17 protein-coding genes are annotated in these 15,705 nt (G+C 68.4%); 9 read left to right on the top strand and 8 right to left on the bottom strand.

Annotation, left to right across the window (positions count from 1 at the left end; all coding sequences use genetic code 11):
- Positions 1 to 111: 111 nt before the first annotated feature.
- From F6B43_RS08740 to F6B43_RS08730, 3 genes are all read right to left on the bottom strand, one after another.
- Complete coding sequence (locus tag F6B43_RS08740; RefSeq protein ID WP_150448585.1) at positions 112 to 1,050, bottom strand: NUDIX hydrolase; 939 nt, start codon at positions 1,048 to 1,050, stop codon at positions 112 to 114.
- Positions 1,047 to 3,215, bottom strand: coding sequence for an RNA degradosome polyphosphate kinase (locus F6B43_RS08735; RefSeq protein WP_150448584.1), 2,169 nt, complete (start codon positions 3,213 to 3,215; stop codon positions 1,047 to 1,049). Before F6B43_RS08735 ends, F6B43_RS08740 begins: the two co-directional genes overlap by 4 nt.
- 73 nt (positions 3,216 to 3,288) lie before the next feature.
- The gene (locus F6B43_RS08730; protein WP_150448583.1) at positions 3,289 to 3,981 is read right to left on the bottom strand and encodes a winged helix-turn-helix domain-containing protein; all 693 of its coding nucleotides are present in this window, start codon (positions 3,979 to 3,981) and stop codon (positions 3,289 to 3,291) included.
- A 125-nt stretch (positions 3,982 to 4,106) separates the two neighbouring features.
- Between F6B43_RS08730 and F6B43_RS08725 the strand changes: the two genes are divergently transcribed.
- From F6B43_RS08725 to F6B43_RS08710, 4 genes are all read left to right on the top strand, one after another.
- Complete coding sequence (locus tag F6B43_RS08725) at positions 4,107 to 4,397, top strand: hypothetical protein (protein WP_150448582.1); 291 nt, start codon at positions 4,107 to 4,109, stop codon at positions 4,395 to 4,397.
- Positions 4,398 to 4,567: 170 nt separating this feature from the next.
- Positions 4,568 to 5,179: a heme-binding beta-barrel domain-containing protein gene (locus F6B43_RS08720; RefSeq protein ID WP_150448581.1), complete on the top strand. Its 612-nt coding sequence runs from the start codon at positions 4,568 to 4,570 to the stop codon at positions 5,177 to 5,179.
- Complete coding sequence (gene ygfZ, locus F6B43_RS08715; protein ID WP_150448580.1) at positions 5,179 to 6,285, top strand: CAF17-like 4Fe-4S cluster assembly/insertion protein YgfZ; 1,107 nt, start codon at positions 5,179 to 5,181, stop codon at positions 6,283 to 6,285. The genes F6B43_RS08720 and ygfZ overlap by 1 nt, the downstream gene beginning before the upstream one ends.
- A complete protein-coding gene (locus F6B43_RS08710) occupies positions 6,282 to 7,394 on the top strand; it encodes an FUSC family protein (protein WP_170285606.1) in 1,113 nt (370 codons plus the stop codon). The genes ygfZ and F6B43_RS08710 overlap by 4 nt, the downstream gene beginning before the upstream one ends.
- Before the next feature lie 2 nt (positions 7,395 to 7,396).
- Here F6B43_RS08710 and F6B43_RS08705 read toward each other — a convergent pair whose 3' ends face one another.
- Positions 7,397 to 8,221, bottom strand: coding sequence for a class I SAM-dependent methyltransferase (locus F6B43_RS08705; protein ID WP_150448579.1), 825 nt, complete (start codon positions 8,219 to 8,221; stop codon positions 7,397 to 7,399).
- Between the two features lie 43 nt (positions 8,222 to 8,264).
- Between F6B43_RS08705 and F6B43_RS08700 the strand changes: the two genes are divergently transcribed.
- A complete protein-coding gene (locus F6B43_RS08700; protein ID WP_150448578.1) occupies positions 8,265 to 9,014 on the top strand; it encodes a phosphoglyceromutase in 750 nt (249 codons plus the stop codon).
- 61 nt (positions 9,015 to 9,075) lie between these two features.
- Here the strand turns inward: F6B43_RS08700 and phoU are convergent, their stop codons facing one another.
- Entirely contained in the window at positions 9,076 to 9,759 is a 684-nt protein-coding gene (gene phoU / locus F6B43_RS08695) for a phosphate signaling complex protein PhoU (RefSeq protein WP_150448577.1), read from the bottom strand.
- A gap of 210 nt (positions 9,760 to 9,969) precedes the next feature.
- Between phoU and F6B43_RS08690 the strand changes: the two genes are divergently transcribed.
- Both F6B43_RS08690 and F6B43_RS08685 read left to right on the top strand, forming a co-directional pair.
- Complete coding sequence (locus tag F6B43_RS08690) at positions 9,970 to 11,211, top strand: sensor histidine kinase (protein WP_150448576.1); 1,242 nt, start codon at positions 9,970 to 9,972, stop codon at positions 11,209 to 11,211.
- Positions 11,208 to 11,891: a response regulator transcription factor gene (locus tag F6B43_RS08685; RefSeq protein ID WP_150448575.1), complete on the top strand. Its 684-nt coding sequence runs from the start codon at positions 11,208 to 11,210 to the stop codon at positions 11,889 to 11,891. The genes F6B43_RS08690 and F6B43_RS08685 overlap by 4 nt, the downstream gene beginning before the upstream one ends.
- Before the next feature lie 12 nt (positions 11,892 to 11,903).
- Here F6B43_RS08685 and F6B43_RS08680 read toward each other — a convergent pair whose 3' ends face one another.
- Positions 11,904 to 12,374, bottom strand: coding sequence for a DNA modification methylase (locus F6B43_RS08680; RefSeq protein WP_150448574.1), 471 nt, complete (start codon positions 12,372 to 12,374; stop codon positions 11,904 to 11,906).
- Between the two features lie 143 nt (positions 12,375 to 12,517).
- On the opposite strand from F6B43_RS08680, the gene F6B43_RS08675 reads away from it, so the two are divergent.
- Entirely contained in the window at positions 12,518 to 13,000 is a 483-nt protein-coding gene (locus F6B43_RS08675; RefSeq protein WP_150448573.1) for a CarD family transcriptional regulator, read from the top strand.
- A 27-nt stretch (positions 13,001 to 13,027) separates the two neighbouring features.
- Entirely contained in the window at positions 13,028 to 14,242 is a 1,215-nt protein-coding gene (ispD, locus tag F6B43_RS08670; protein ID WP_150448572.1) for a 2-C-methyl-D-erythritol 4-phosphate cytidylyltransferase, read from the top strand.
- Positions 14,243 to 14,249: 7 nt separating this feature from the next.
- Here ispD and F6B43_RS08665 read toward each other — a convergent pair whose 3' ends face one another.
- Together F6B43_RS08665 and F6B43_RS08660 are read right to left on the bottom strand one after the other, a co-directional pair.
- Positions 14,250 to 14,714, bottom strand: a complete 465-nt coding sequence (locus tag F6B43_RS08665; protein ID WP_150448571.1) for a GNAT family N-acetyltransferase — start codon at positions 14,712 to 14,714, stop codon at positions 14,250 to 14,252.
- Between the two features lie 2 nt (positions 14,715 to 14,716).
- Positions 14,717 to 15,652 (bottom strand): DMT family transporter, encoded by a 936-nt coding sequence (locus F6B43_RS08660; RefSeq protein ID WP_150448570.1) that lies wholly within the window; start codon positions 15,650 to 15,652, stop codon positions 14,717 to 14,719.
- Positions 15,653 to 15,705: the final 53 nt, after the last annotated feature.

Raw genomic sequence — 15,705 nt, 5'->3', positions numbered from 1 at the left:
ACGGACTCTTAAGGGAGTGGGCTGGAAGGGTGAACGGGAGGTGAACGCAGGCCCAGCACTCAAAGCCGGTCGGAGCCCTCGATCGGTCGTTCGAGCGGCGCCCGCGCGCGATCACACGCTGGCGTCGTGCGTCTCGATGGCGACGATTCCCGAGCCCGGGTTTGTCGCTGAGAGGTGGACCACCGAGAACGAACCGGTCTCGAGGGCCGAGGCGCTGCCCAGGTAGGAGCCCCTCAGCGTGCCCGTCGCCAGTGCGATCTCGCTGAGGATGTCGGGCAGCACCGGGCCGTGACTGCACAGCACCGCCGCCTTGCGCGAGCGCACTCGCTTTCCGACGATGCTGCGCGCATCGCCGTCTCCTGCCTCCCAGGCGTCCTGGCTGATCAACGTGGTCCGAACGATCTTGCGACCGAGCGCCGCGGCGAGCGGCGTCACCGTCGCGACGCAGCGCACGGCGTCGCTGGTGATGATCCTTCGCACCCCGAACGTCGAGAGGGTTCCCACGATCGCCGATGCCTGACGGGCCCCACGGTCAGTGAGGGGCCGTGCGGCGTCCGGGCCCTTCCAGCCTTCGCGAGGTGTCGCCTTCGCATGACGGAGCACGATGATCGGGAACGTTTCGAGAATCCCGTCATCGACGAACCCGAGGAAATTCTCCAGGATCTCCACATCTACCGGGTAGCTGAGGTAACCGAGCGCCCGCTTGGGCGTCACCCATTCGAGGGCGGCGATCTCGCGGTTCGGCACGAACGCCGAGGCCCGGATCGCGTCGTCGGTCGCCTCCGCAGCCCAGTAGTGCACGATCTTCTGCCGCTTGCTGGGCATCCGGTACCGTGACACCCCCACCGGGATGCCGAGGTTCACACGGATCCCTGTCTCTTCGAAGATCTCACGTACGGCGGTCTCGGCGAGCGTTTCGCCCGGGTCGACCTTGCCCTTCGGGAGCGTGACGTCGGCATACGCCGTCCGGTGGATCACGAGCACCATGAGTTTTCCGTCTACGAGGCGCCAGATCACTCCGCCCGCGGCGTAGACAGCGGTGTCGGTCATCGCACCGCCCGAGCTCGGCGGCGGCGCGGCACGTTCGCCATCGTGTAGTCCTGAAGATCAAGGAGTGGCTTGCCGTCCGCACCGATGCTGTGCCTGGTCCACTCGCCCTCCGACCCCAGCCACCACGAGCTCGTCTCGTCGCTCATCGCGCGGTCGAACAGGTCGGTGAGTTCTTTGAGGTGCGCCGGCGCCACGACGCGCACGAGCGCCTCCACGCGCCTGTCCAGGTTGCGATGCATCATGTCGGCGCTGCCGATGTAGATCTCGGGGTCGCCGTCGTTGTGGAACGCGAAGATGCGCGAGTGTTCGAGATAGCGGCCCAGGATGCTGCGCACGGTGATGTTCTCGCTCACGCCCTCCATTCCGGGTTTGATCGAGCAGATCCCGCGCACCCAGATGTCGATCCGCACGCCCGCCTGGCTTGCGCGGTACAGCGCGTCGATGATCTGCTCGTCGACCATCGAGTTGACTTTCAGGCGGATGCTGGCCGGCCGGCCGTCGAGGGCGTTCCGGCGTTCCTTGTCGATCTGCCTCAGCAGCCCCTTGCGCAGGTGCAGCGGGGCCACGAGCAGCCGCTTGAACTTCTTCTCGATCGCGTAGCCGCTCAACTCGTTGAAGAGGCGGGTCAGGTCTTTGCCCACCTGCCCGTCCGTGGTGAACAGACCGAAGTCCTCGTAGATACGGCTCGTCTTGGGGTTGTAGTTGCCCGTGCCGATATGGCTGTAGTGGCGCAGCACTCCGTCCTCCTCGCGGATGACGAGGGCGAGCTTGCAGTGGGTCTTGAGTCCGACGAGTCCGTAGACGACGTGGACCCCTGCCTTCTCGAGCTTGCGCGCCCAGACGATGTTGGCGGCCTCGTCGAAGCGCGCCTTCACCTCGACGAGCGCGAGCACCTGCTTCCCTGACTCAGCGGCATCGATGAGCGCCTGCACGATCGGGCTGTCGCCCGATGTGCGGTACAGCGTCTGCTTTATGGCGAGCACGTGCGGGTCTCTGGCGGCCTGCTCGAGGAATGCCTGCACGCTTGTCGCGAACGATTCGTACGGGTGGTGCACCAGCACGTCGGCCTTGCGGATCGCCGCGAACAGGTCGGGGCGCCCGTTCTGCTCGGCGGGCTGGAAGGCGACCGCGGTGGTGGGCACGTGGGGCGGATACCGCAGCTCAGGCCGATCGACGCTCCCGAGCTCGAAAAGGCCTCGCAGATCGAGCAGCCCGGGAAGGCGATAGACCTCCTGCTCGGTGATCGACAGTTCGCTGATCAGCAGATCGAGCGTGACGTCGTCCATATCGTCGGTGACCTCGAGCCGGATCGGCGGCCCGAACCGGCGGCGGAGCAGCTCGGCCTCGAGGGCCTGGATCAGATTCTCGGTCTCGTCCTCCTCGATCACGACGTCCTCGTTGCGCGTGAGGCGGAACGTGTGGTGGTCGAGGATCTCCATGCCGGGGAACAGGTCGCCCAGGTGATTGGAGATGAGGTCTTCGAGGGGGAGGAATCGGGTCGAATCGCCGTCGTGCGGCACTTCGATGAGCCGCGGCATCATCGGGGGAACCTTCAGGCGCGCGAACTCCTGGCGACCGGTCTTTGCATTGCGGATGCGGATCGCCAGATTGAGCGACAGTCCCGAGATGTACGGGAACGGATGGGCAGGATCCACGGCGAGCGGCATGAGCACGGGGAACACCTGCGACTGGAAGTAGTCGCCGAGGCGTTCGCGCTCAGCATCCGTGATCTCGTCCCAGCGCATGACCTCGATGCCGGAGTCGTGCAGCTGCGGTCGCACGAGGCTCTTCCAGGCATCCGCGTGCCGCAGCTGCAGCCTGTGGGCCTCGGCGGAGATGTCCGAGAGAACATCCTGCGGTGACCGACCCACGTTGGTGGGTACGGCCAGGCCGGTCACGATGCGGCGCTTGAGCCCGGCGACCCGCACCATGAAGAACTCGTCCAGGTTGCTCGCGAAGATCGCGAGGAAGTTCGCCCGCTCGAGGATCGGGAGGCTCTCGTCTTCGGCGAGCTCCAGGACCCGTTGGTTGAATGCGAGCCAGCTGATCTCGCGGTCGAGGTAGCGGTTCTCGGGAAGCTGCGAGTCGAATGCTTCGACAGCCTCATCGAAATCGTCGTCGTCCGCGTCGCCGAGGCCCGCGTCGAGCACGTCGTGTCCGATCATCCACTCATCATTGCAGGACGATGTGACGTAGGTGTGAACGGTGCGGCCAAGTGTGATCGCGACGCCGAAGCGGTCAGGAACGCGGGGAGGATGTGGGGAGCTGGTCGTCCTCGTACACGTTGAAGCGGTACCCGACGTTGCGGACCGTGCCGATCAGCTGTTCGAGATCGCCCAATTTCGCTCGCAGGCGGCGGACGTGCACATCCACCGTCCGCGTGCCGCCGAAGTAGTCGTAGCCCCACACCTCGCTGAGCAGTTGCTCACGCGTGAACACCCGGGACGGGTGGGTCGCGAAGAAGTGGAGGAGCTGGAACTCCTTGTAGGTGAGGTCGAGAGGCTTGCCGTGGACCTTCGCCGAATACGACGACTCGTCGATCGAGATGCCGGAGGTCTGGATGCGGGTGGACACCTGCTCCTTCGACATGCGCCCGATCGCGAGGCGCACGCGCGCATCGACTTCGGCGGGGCCGGCGCTGACGAGGATGACGTCGTCCACGCCCCAATCGGTGGAGACCGCCGTCAGGCCGCCTTCGGTGACGACCAGCACGAGCGGCGCATCCAGCCCGGTGGTGTTCAGGATCTTGCAGAGCGACTTGGCCCCGACGAGGTCGATGCGCGCATCCACGAAGATGACATCGGCGCTCGGTGCGTTCACCAGCTGCGCGGGTTCGGCGGGAATCTGGCGCACCCGGTGGCTCAGCAGCTCCAGTGAAGGCAGGACGGGGCCGCCTCCATGCGCGGAGCTCAGAACCAGAAGCTGTGCCAAGAACGTCGCCCTTCCGGCGCACTGCGCGCGCCGTACCTCTCAGTTTAGGGTGCGCCGGCCTCCGCCCGCGCAGGCAGGTCGCGCACGAGGGTGCACGCGAGGGCCGAGTGCGCGAGAATGGCTTCGTGGCCACACCGGAACTCGCTCCCCGCCGAACGATCGGCGGCATCATCGCGGTGTGGATCGCAGCCGCCCTCCTCGGGCTGTCGATCGGCATCTTCGTTCCCGTGGAGTGGCGCGCGGCCTGGCTGATCGTCGGACTGGGTGGATGCCTCATCCTCTCGTTCGCCGTGCAGCTGGGCTATGGGCGGTCCCAGGGCTTCACGCAACGCGTGGCACTGAGCGTGCTCGGCTCGCTTCTGGTGCTCGGCGTCGTGAGCGCGGGATTCGGCCTGGCGACCATCATCCCGGCATAGCAACCGAGGTCGGTCCGTCCTGGCGGTTTCGGGATAGGCTCGTGCTATGGATCTCGTCGCGCTCGAACTGTTCTTCGTCGGACTGCTCGGACTCGCCTCGCTTGCGATCGTCTTCGTCTCCGGCGTCGTTCTGAAGAACCTCTACCGCGGCCAGCGCTGACGGTCGCGTCGTGTTCGACCTGCCGACCGATCTCGCCGCCGACCTGGTGCCCCTTTCGTGGCTGCTGGGCGTCTGGGAGGGCACAGGGGTCATCGAGTACGAGGCCGAGGAATCGCGTTTCGCCGGCGAGTTCGCCCATCGGGTGAGCTTCAGTCACGACGGAGGCGGCTACCTCAACTACGCCGCGAACGCCTGGCTCATCGAAGGCGAGGGCGATCAGCAGACGCGCCGCCCCCTCGTCTCCGAGGTCGGGTTCTGGCGGCTCTCCCGGCCGGCGACCCCCGCTGACGCCGGTCCCGGCCTGCTTCCTCCTCTCGAGCTCGCCGCGCCGCGCACGGCGGACGACGTCGAGCAACTCCGCAATGCGGAGGGCGGCTTCGACATCGAGGTGCTTCTCGCGCACGCCGACGGGGTGAGCGAGCTGTATCTCGGTCAGGTGCGCGGACCCCGGATCGACATCTCGACCGATTATGTGGTTCGCACCGCCGGATCGAAGTCGTACGCCGCGGCCTCGCGCATGTACGGCCTCGTCGACGGTCATCTCCTCTGGGCGTGGGACATCGCCGCACTCGGCCAGGAACTCGGATCGCATGCGTCGGCCCGACTCGCGCGGGCAGACTGATGAGTGATCTGTTCGCACGTGTGCCGGGTGCTGTCATCGTCGGCGCGGGCCTGGAGCACCTGGGCAATCCGCTGGGCGAGCAACGCGCGCTCGCCGATGGCTCGGCCGTTGCGCCGCTGGAGGATCGCCGAGTACTCGCCGTCCCCGGTGAAGACCGGCTGACGTGGCTCGACTCGCTGGCCTCGCAGGGGCTGGCGGCGCTCGAGCCCGGGCAATCGACGGAGCTTCTGATCCTCGACCCGAACGGTCGGATCGAGCACGCGGCCGCCGTTGTCGACGACGGTGAGACCGCCTGGCTGATCGCGGACGACGGTGACGCCGACGCGCTGCTGGCCTGGTTGATGAAGATGCGCTTCCGGCTCCGCGTGGCTCCCCGCGACGCGAGCGACGAGTACGCCGTGATCGGGGGCACGGCCGCGGCCGTCGCTGCGGTCGGAGCGGCAGCGCCCGTCGGCGTTCCGCTGATCTGGCATGATCCATGGCCGCACGTCGCCGTCGGCGGATACGGATACGCACCGGTCCACCCTCACCCCGGCGAAGACCGCGATTGGGCAGAGGCGATCGTCGCGCGGAGCACGCGCGACGATCTGGCCGATGCCGCGGCGCGGGGTGAGCGCAGACTCGCCGGGTTGTCGGCCGCCGAGGCGCTGCGCATCGCGGCGTGGCGGCCGCGCTGGTCGCACGAGGTGGATGAGCGCGCGATCCCGCATGAACTGGACTGGATGCGCACCGCGGTGCACCTGAGCAAGGGCTGCTACCGGGGGCAGGAGACGGTGGCGAAGGTGCACAACCTCGGGCACCCGCCCCGGCGGGTCGTCGCTCTCCAGCTCGACGGTTCCGGCAGCCGCCTGCCCGCTCAGGGCGCCGTCGTCCGGCGGGGCGACGACGCGGTCGGCGCGATCACCTCGGCCGCGCTCCATTACGAAGAGGGCCCCATCGCCCTGGCGATCGTCAAACGCAGTGTCCCCATCGACGCCGACCTCACGGTCGACGGCGAAGACGGACCCATCGCCGCATCGCAAGAGATCATCGTTCCCCCCGATGCCGGGGCCACCGCGAGCATCCCGCGGCTGCCGCGGATCGGTCGTCGCGCGCCCGCCCGGTGACCGGGCCGCGCGAGCCGTCGCCGACCACCGGCGCGACCGCCGCGGGCTGGCGCTCGCGGTTCACGCTGCGTCCCGGCATCCTCCGCGTGTGGAACTCGGCGAACGCGATCCTGCAGATCGTCGTCGCCGCCACGGGTGCGTATGCCTTCTGCTTCTACGTGCTGGGTCACCCTGCACCGCTGCTGGCCGCGACCGTCACGGTCTCGAGTCTCGGTCTGGTGCGCGACGCACGACCGCGTCGGGTTCTGGAGACAGTGCTCGGGATGCTCGTGGGCATCCTCGTCGCCGAGCTGCTGCTCCTCGGGTTCGGGTCCGGATGGTGGCAGCTCGCCCTCGCGCTGGCGATGAGCCTGATCGTCGCACGGTTCCTCTCGCCGCAGGCGAGCTTCGCGATCGCCGCTGCGATCCAGTCGCTCATCGTGATGGTCATCCCTTCCGGTACGCCCTTCCTCCGTCTCGTGGACGGAGTGGTCGGGGGGATCGCCGCCCTTCTCGTGACCGCGCTCATCCCGCGCAATCCGCAGCGTGCGGCGATGCGCGACGGGTCGGCGCTCTTCCGTGCCGTCGACGGGACATTCGGGACGCTCGCGCAGGCGCTGCGGAGAGGCGACCGCCTCCGCGCTGAGCGCGGACTCGAGAAGGCCAGGGCGCTGCAGCCGCTCGTCGACGACTGGCGCTCGTCGCTCGAATCGGGTGCTGCCATCGCCCGCATCTCGCCCTTTCTCCGGCGCCAGCGCTTCGACCTCGAGCGCCACGAGCGCATCCGGCAGTCGATGGACCTGGCGACGCGCAACCTGCGCGTCGTTGCGCGCAGGGTCGTGTACCAGAGCGATGACGGCGTGCCTCGGCCCATGATCGCGTCGCTCTTGGGCGAACTCGGCGGTGGTGCCGAGCTCGTCGGACGCTCGCTGGGTGATATCTCGCTCGTACCGGTGGCCCAGGAGTCGCTCAAGGCGATAGCTGCGCGCCTCGATCCCGCGGGTATCGCCCCGGGGGGATCGCTCGGCGAGCAAAACCTGATCGCCGCTCTGCGCCCGCTCGCGGTCGACCTGCTCACGGCGACGGGGATGACTCCTGCCGAGGCGCGCGCCTGCGTGCCGCGCATCTGAGCTCAGCTCGGTGCCACCGCGGACCATGGCACGGTGAGCTCGCCCAGCCGCCACCGGGACCGGTCCGCGATCGGCCATCCCGAAGCGGCCAGTGCTCCGACGGCGGCCTGCCAGCGCTGCACCGCGCCGAACGCCGACATCCCCGCGGCGCGCTCCCATTCGCGGTCGAGGTCGGCGAACAGGGCGTGTACGCGTTCGCCGGGCACATTGCGGTGGATGAGTGCCTTGGGCAGCCGCTCCGCCGCGATCGACGGCCTCTCGAGTGAGGCGAGTCGTAGCGAGAGCGAGAGCGAGAGCGGGGTGGCGTCCGATCCGAGCGCAACCCATGTGCAGACGCGCCCGATCTCGTCGCACGTGCCTTCGACAAGAAGGCCCCCGGGTGCGAGGCGTGCGGCCATCCGCGCCCAGGCGCCCTGCACATCGGCCTCGTCGTACTGGCGAAGCACATTCATCGCCCTGATGACCGCGGCGCGCCGTCCGCCGGGCAACGGCACCTCGAACCCACCGCGAGCGAACGAGACGGCGGCGTCGGAGCGGAAGGGCGTCGACCCGGCCCGCACGGACTCGAGTTGCGTCCTCGCACTCGCGACGCGCGAGGAATCGATCTCCAGGCCGTGCACCTCGACGTCTGGGCGCGTGCGCGCCAGGCGTGCGTGCAACTCGAACGCCGTCACCCCGCTCGCCCCGTACCCGAGGTCGACCACGAGCGGATCAGCGGCGTTGCGCAGGGCCGGTCGACGCGCGATCCAGCGATCCACGCGGCGAAGACGGTTGGTGCCGGTCGTCCCGCGGGTGATCTGTCCCACGGGCGCGTCGGCGGAGGGCATGCCCCACATCCTCCCAGACGCCCGGCCTCGATATCATGGCGGCATGACCGGACCCCACACCCTGATCCTGCTCCGCCACGGCCAGAGCGAATGGAACGAGCTGAACCTGTTCACCGGATGGGTGGATGTACGCCTGACCGAGCAGGGCAAGGCGGAGGCCCGGCGCGGCGGCGAGCTGCTCGCCGAGGCGGGCCTGCACCCCGATGTGCTGTACACCTCCGTGCTGAGCCGCGCCATCCAGACGGCGAACATCGCGCTGGACGCGGCCGACCGGCTATGGATCCCGGTCAAGCGCTCGTGGAGGCTCAACGAGCGCCATTACGGCGCCCTGCAGGGCAAGGACAAGGCGCAGACCCTCGCCGAATTCGGCCAGGAGCAGTTCATGCTGTGGCGTCGCTCGTTCGATGTCCCGCCCCCGCTCCTGGACGACGACAGCGAGTTCAGCCAGGTCGGCGACCCCCGCTACGCGGGGATCGACGGCGAAGTGCCCCGCACCGAGTCGCTCAAGCTCGTGATCGACCGACTGCTGCCCTATTGGCACAGCGATATCGTCCCCGACCTGAACGCGGGCAAGACGGTCCTGGTCACCGCCCACGGCAATTCGCTGCGAGGTCTCGTCAAGCACCTCGAGGGAATCAGCGACGACGACATCGCAGAGCTGAACATCCCGACCGGTATCCCGCTGGTCTATCACCTCGACGAGAACCTGGTACCCACCGGTCCCGGGGAATACCTCGACCCCGCCGCCGCGGCGGCCGGCGCGGCAGCCGTCGCCGCGCAGGGCAAGAACTGATCCGTAGACGCAGAAGAGCGGATGCCTCGAACCGAGGCATCCGCTCTTCCTCTGTCTACGGCTAGAGCTCGACCACCGCAGACCGGCTCGAGCTATCGTCCTCGCCCGTCCAGTCGCCTGTGGCGAGGTAGATGACCTTCTTGGAGATCGAGACCGCGTGGTCGGCGAAGCGCTCGTGGTAGCGGCTCGCGAGCGTCGCATCCACCGTCGCGGACGGCTCGCCCCGCCAGCTGTCGCTCAGAACCTTCTCGAAGACACTGATGTGCAGTTCGTCGATCGCGTCGTCCGCGTTGCGGATCTCGTCGGCGACCTCGAGGTCTTCCGTGCGGAGCAGGATCGCGAGACGCCGCGCGATCTCGACGTCGAGCTCACCCATGCGCGTGAAGGTGCCCTTGAGTCCCTTGGGGATCGCGCGCTCGGGGAACCGCATCCGGGTGAGCTGGGCGATGTGCTCGGCGATGTCGCCCATGCGTTCGAGTGATGCGCTCACGCGCAGTGCCGTGACGACGATGCGCAGGTCGCGGGCGACGGGCTGCTGGCGGGCGAGGATCTCGATCGCCAGCTCGTCGAGAGCAGCCGCCTTCTCGTCGATGACGCTGTCGTCGGCGATCACCTCTTCGGCGAGCGAGACATCGCTCGTGCCGAATGCCGTGGTGGCTTTGTCGATCGCCACGCTCACGAGGTCGGCGATCTCGACCAGCCGGGACTGCACGTCCTCCAACGACTGATGAAACACTTCGCGCATCGCAATACCTCTCCTGGGTCATACGGTCGGGCGTCCGCCCAATGAGCCGCTGTCGGCCGCTGCCGCCATCAAAGATCCGATGGTCGCCGAGGCGATCATCCTCATCGAAGGTTAACGAACGGTGCTCAGAGAGTGAATACTGACCGGCCGACCCGCGGGACGCGGGCACAGGAAGAAGTCGGGTTCGGCCGGGCGACGTACGCTGATCCCATGGATACGACGCAGCTCACGCTGCTCGCCCTCGGGATCGGGGCGATCATCGGAGGCGCTGTGTCTCTCCTGGTGGTCGCGTCGCTGCGGGCACGCGAGCGCGTGCTGGCCGAGACCTCGCTCGACGTGCCCGACGGCGTGCGCGACGTGATCCATGCGATGGACGACGCCGCTGTCGTCGTGGACACCTCTTCGACCGTGCTCGCCGCGTCCGGCCCGGCCGGCCCGTTCGGCCTCACCGAGGGGCAGGTGCTGCGCAGCGATGAGCTGCGATCGCTCGCTCGACGTGCGCGCGCCGCAGAGACATCGGGAGCCAAAGCGGGCACGGCAACCTCGACGATGCGACTTCGCCGGGGCGCTCCGCCGGCCGAGCTGCGTCTGGTCGCGGCCCGGGCGACGGTGATCTCGCCCCGCCTCGTGCTCGTCGTCTTCCGCGACATCACCGAGCGCGAGCGCGTCGAAGAGATGCGCCGCGACTTCGTCGCCAATACCAGCCACGAGCTGAAGACTCCCGTGGGGGCGGTCAGCCTGCTCGCCGAGGCGATCGAATCCGCCGCCGACGACCCCGCACAGGTGCGGATCTTCGCGTCCCGGATCGGTGCCGAAGCTGCTCGGTTGGCGAATCTGACATCTCGCATCATGAACCTCTCGCGTCTGCAGGCGTCCGACGAGCTCGACAACGTTCGCGAAGTCTCGGTCGATGAGATCGTCGCCTCCGCGGTGGACGCGCACGCGATCCAGGCGACGTCGGCCGGTGTGGAGGTCATCCGTGGCGGAGACCGCGGCCTCTATGTCCGCGGTGACTCGCAGGTGCTCAGCGAAGCCGTCGGAAATCTGGTCGCGAACGCGATCGCCTACTCGCCGAGCGCTTCGAGCGTGGGCGTCGGCGTCAAGGCGGAGGGCGACATCGTCGAGATCGTGGTGACCGATCGCGGCATCGGAATCGCCGAGGAAGACCAGCAGCGCATCTTCGAGCGGTTCTACCGGGCCGACCAGGCACGATCGCGTCGTACCGGCGGAACGGGTCTCGGGCTGTCGATCGTCAAGCACGCCGTGCAGCGCCACGGCGGCGAAGTCAGGCTGTGGTCGCGACCCGGCCGCGGATCCACGTTCACCATCCGCCTCCCGCTCGTGGCGGGACCGGAGGAGATTGCGCCGCGCAAGAAGCGCGCGCGAAAGAAGAAGCTCGTACCGGGTGCCAAGGCATCCCGGCCTGCCCGCACGAATGGAGAACCCGCATGACCCGAGTACTTCTGGTCGAAGATGAGCCCGACCTCGCCGATCCGCTCGCCTATCTGCTCCGGCGCGAGGGCTACGAGGTCGAGATCACCGAGGACGGCGCTGCCGCGCTGGCGACCTTCCACGAGCGCGGTGCCGATATCGTGCTCCTGGACCTGATGCTCCCCGGGATGCCGGGAACCGAGGTGTGCCGGCAACTGCGCACCACCTCCAACGTGCCCATCATCATGCTCACCGCCAAAGACTCGGAAGTGGACATCGTGGTCGGCCTGGAGCTGGGCGCCGATGACTACGTCACGAAGCCCTACTCGGCGCGAGAGCTGCTCGCCCGCATGCGCGCCGTCATGCGCCGGCAGACGCAGCTCGACGCCGATCTCGACGACCGGGTGCTCTCGGGTGGGCGCGTCACGCTCGACATCGATCGACACACGGTGGCAGTGGAGGGCGGCGAGATCAGCATGCCGCTCAAGGAATTCGAGCTGCTCGAGGTGCTGATGCGCAACGCCGGGCGGGTGCTCACACGCGGACAGCTGATCGATCGCGTCTGGGGTACCGACTACTTCGGCGACACCAAGACGCTCGACGTGCACATCAAGCGGATCCGCTCGCGCATCGAGCAGAACCCGGGCGAGCCGTCGATGCTGGTGACCGTGCGAGGGCTCGGCTACCGCTTCGAGAGTTGAACTCCAGCGCGACTACCGCGGTGCGAGCGCCGTGAGGTAGTCCAGCGTGCCGTCGAGCACGGGGACGGTCGCGAGAACTCCGCCGAGGTCGCCGGACTGGAAGTACATGTCGAGGTTGGCACCGGGCTTGGTGTTGATGCCCTCGAGGCGGAGCGGCTTGGTGTCTTCCGCTCCGAGGCTCACGGTGGTGTTGGCGGGAACCCGCACGGTCTTCTTGATCGAGCCGTCACCAGCCTCGATGCTGAGGACCTGCGGGTCGGAGGTGTCATTGACGATCGCCGCGACGAAGTTCCCGACGGTGCCGTCCTCGTTGGCCACGATCAGGGCGTTGCGGACCTTGAGCGGCGCCGACCCGGCCACCGTCACCCCGTCGGACGGGGAGTAGGGGATCGTCGTGGCCTGCGACGCGAGCAGGCTGCAGCCCGTCGTTCCGAGGAGGATGGCGGCACCTACGGCGAGGGACGCGATGAGGCGCGATTTCACGGATCCTCCAAGGGGAAGCTTCGGCTGTCCCTTGCATTCTATGGGTTCGCGGGCGCGCGTGCAGGGCAGCCGGGCGGGTGCGGGCGAACCTTAGCGCATCTCCGCCTGTGGTATCCTAGAGGTTGCCGAAAGGACATAACTGCATGCTTTTTGAGGTTGGCGAGACGGTCGTTTACCCCCACCACGGGGCAGCCACCATCGCGGAAGTGAAGACCCGCATCATCAAAGGTGAAGAGAAGGTCTATCTCAAGCTCCGCGTCACTCAGGGTGATCTGACGATCGAGGTTCCGGCCGACAACGTCGACCTGGTCGGGGTTCGTGACGTGATCGGCAAAGAGGGTCTCGAGCGTGTCTTCGAGGTGCTCCGCGCTCCGTTCACGGAAGAGCCGACGAACTGGTCGCGTCGCTACAAGGCGAACCTCGAAAAGCTCGCGTCGGGCGACGTGATCAAGGTGAGCGAGGTCGTCCGCGATCTGTGGCGCCGCGATCAGGACCGCGGTCTGTCAGCGGGAGAGAAGCGGATGCTCGCCAAAGCGCGTCAGATCCTCATCTCTGAACTCGCTCTGGCGGAGAAGACCGACGAAGAGAAGGCGGGCGTCGTCCTCGACGAGGTCCTCGCTTCCTGACGGGCGTGTGCGCGATAGCGTGATCGCGTGAGCATCACGCCCGTTCCGCGCATCGCCGTCGTCGTCGTCGCCGCAGGCTCCGGCACCCGTCTGGGAGCCGGAGGACCGAAGGCTTTCGTCGGCATCGACGCCCATTCGGTGCTCCGACATGCCCTCAACGGCGTGTTCGCCGCGCCGTCTGCGCAGGTCATCCTCGTCGTGCCCGCGGGTCGCGAGGGCGATGCAATGACCGAGGCGCTCTCTGCCGCGGGCGAAGAGCGGCGCGATCTCGTCTCGGTAGTGGCCGGCGGTGCCACCAGGCAGGGTTCGGTCGCTGCCGGTCTTGCCGTCGTATGGCCCGACATCGACATCGTGCTCGTGCACGACGCCGCGCGGGCGTTCACGCCCCCGGACGTCTTCGAGCGTGTGATCGCCGCCGTCGGCGTGGAAGCACCGGGAGTAGTCCCCGTACTCCCGGTCGTCGACACGATCAAACGCGTCGTCGGCGACGATGTCGTGGGCGGCGTCGATCGCTCCGAGCTGACCTCGGCGCAGACTCCGCAGGGATTCGATCGCGCGGTCCTGGATGCCGCCTACCGCGTCGCCGATCGCGAGCACACCGACGATGCGGCACTTGTGGCGGCGGCAGGGCACCGGATCGTCGCCGTCGAGGGCGATGCCGCGTCGTTCAAGATCACGACGCCCGCCGACCTCGACAGGGCGCGCGGACTGGCGGCGAAGCATCCGCCCTCCTCTCTTCGCTCGCGCGCCCTCCTGGATCACGCGCCTGCCGTGCCGCGAGTCGGGGTCGGGACCGACGCGCACGGCATCGGCGGCGAGGGCACCTTGTGGCTTGCCGGCCTCGAGTGGCCCGGCGAACCGGCACTGGCCGGCCACTCCGACGGCGACGCGGTCGCGCATGCGATCGTCGACGCCCTCCTATCGGCGGCGGGCCTCGGCGACATCGGTACTCACTTCGGAACCGATCAGCCCGAGTTCTCTGGCGCCCATGCGGCGGCGTTCCTCGCCCGCACCCTGGGCCTCCTGGGCGAGGCGGGGTGGCGCGTGGGCAACGTGTCGGTCCAGGTGCAGGCGAATCGGCCGCGGTTCGCCGCTCGCCGGGAGGAGGCCGAGGCCGTCCTCTCGGAAGCGCTGGGCGGAGCATCCGTTTCGCTGTCGGCCACCACAACCGATGGCCTCGGGTTCACCGGGCGCGGGGAGGGCGTGTCGGCCTTCGCGGTGGCTCTCGTGGTCCCCGCCTGATCGCCGGTCAGAGAGTCCGCGTCATGTATACGGAGAAAGGGTCCTCGCGGTAGTCCTCGAACGGCCCGCAAGACAGGAAGCCCTCGCTCGCGTAGAGGCGGTGCGCGGGCAGGAACTCGTCGGTGCTCCCAGTCTCGAGCCACAGGCTCGTCATACCGCGTTCGCGTGCGGCGGACATGATGCGACGCAGGAGCGCCCTGCCGACACCGGTGCCGCGGAAGCGGTCATCGACGCGCATCGACTTGATCTCGCCGCGGTCCTCGTCCAGGCGTTTGAGGGCTCCGATCCCGGCGACTTCGCCCCCGATCCATGCCGACCAGAACGTGACGTCGGGGTGGCGGAGCCCGTCGATGTCCAGCGCGTGGACGCTCCCCTCGGGCGAGGTCGCCCGCATGTCGCTGAGGTGGAAGGCGATGAGCGCACGCGTCTCGTCGCCGGTGAGGTCGTCGGTGATGATCTCGATGTGGGCCATGCTCACGCCTCCACGGCGAACGGTTTCGGGTCGCGCGGCGATCGCGATCCCCAGGCGAGCAGGGCGAGTCCGAACGCGAGGACGGCGAGTCCCAGGATCGCGAGAACCGAGAGTCGTTCGCCGAGCACGGCGATGCCGAGGATGCTGGCCGTCAGCGGCTCACCGAGGGTGAGGGTCGCCGCAGTGGCGGCGGTGAGGCCGTTCAGGCCCCAGGTGAACAGGACGTAGGCGATCGAGATCGTCGCCAGGCCCAGCCATAGCGCCATGATGAGCCCGGCCGTCGTCGTGAGCCACGAGACGTCGACGAACGGCAGCACCAGCGCCGACAGCGCCGCTGAGCTCGCGCCCATCGCCCCCACCACGGTGAACGGGTCCCACCCGGAATCCAGCAGTCTCCGCTGCGCGTTCGCGATGACGGCGAACGATGCCCCCGCGCCGACGCTGCCCAGGATCCCGAGGGGGTCGGTGCCGCCTGTGGTGCCGGCTTCACCGCCGAAGCCGAGCATGACCACCCCGATCGTGGCCAGGCCGGTCGCCAGCATCCACACGCCGCCCGGAACCCGTCGCGTCAGCCCCCACTCGAGCAGCCCGGCGAGGATCGGGGCCGAGCCCAGGGCGACGACGGTGCCGACGGCGACGCCGTTGCGCGCTGTGCCGAGGAAGAACAGCGGCTGATACAGCGCGAGGCAGAATCCTGTCAGCACCATGAGCGAAAGAGGACGGAAGCTCGGCCGCGGCCGGGCCGGAGCATCCACGGGCAGGCGGATGCGGTGCCGGCGGGCCAGCACGAATGCGAGGAGAGCGAGGCCTGTGCCCCCGATCACCATCCGCATGACGCCGATCGACAGGGGCGTCGTGCCGTCGGGTCCGAGGGCCTGCGACGTCCCCGTCGTGCCGAACAGGAGCGCGGCGGCGAGGACGGCGAGGACGTGGAGCACCCTACAGTTCTACCGCCCGCCCGCCTTCCCGTTGCACAACGCAGGATCGATGG

It is taken from the genome of Microbacterium rhizomatis (assembly GCF_008710745.1).
GTDB lineage: Bacteria > Actinomycetota > Actinomycetes > Actinomycetales > Microbacteriaceae > Microbacterium > Microbacterium rhizomatis.
The sequence above is the reverse complement of the archived record's forward strand: the minus strand, read 5'-3'. Positions and strand labels throughout refer to the sequence as shown.

Coding starts and splice junctions, on each gene's coding strand:
- F6B43_RS08700 (WP_150448578.1), top strand. CDS start 8,265: ATGACCGGACCCCACACCCTGATCCTGCTCCGCCACGGCCAGAGCGAA.
- F6B43_RS08735 (WP_150448584.1), bottom strand. CDS start 3,215: ATGATCGGACACGACGTGCTCGACGCGGGCCTCGGCGACGCGGACGAC.
- F6B43_RS08675 (WP_150448573.1), top strand. CDS start 12,518: ATGCTTTTTGAGGTTGGCGAGACGGTCGTTTACCCCCACCACGGGGCA.
- ygfZ (WP_150448580.1), top strand. CDS start 5,179: ATGAGTGATCTGTTCGCACGTGTGCCGGGTGCTGTCATCGTCGGCGCG.
- F6B43_RS08740 (WP_150448585.1), bottom strand. CDS start 1,050: ATGACCGACACCGCTGTCTACGCCGCGGGCGGAGTGATCTGGCGCCTC.
- F6B43_RS08690 (WP_150448576.1), top strand. CDS start 9,970: ATGGATACGACGCAGCTCACGCTGCTCGCCCTCGGGATCGGGGCGATC.
- F6B43_RS08665 (WP_150448571.1), bottom strand. CDS start 14,714: ATGGCCCACATCGAGATCATCACCGACGACCTCACCGGCGACGAGACG.
- F6B43_RS08705 (WP_150448579.1), bottom strand. CDS start 8,221: ATGCCCTCCGCCGACGCGCCCGTGGGACAGATCACCCGCGGGACGACC.
- phoU (WP_150448577.1), bottom strand. CDS start 9,759: ATGCGCGAAGTGTTTCATCAGTCGTTGGAGGACGTGCAGTCCCGGCTG.
- F6B43_RS08685 (WP_150448575.1), top strand. CDS start 11,208: ATGACCCGAGTACTTCTGGTCGAAGATGAGCCCGACCTCGCCGATCCG.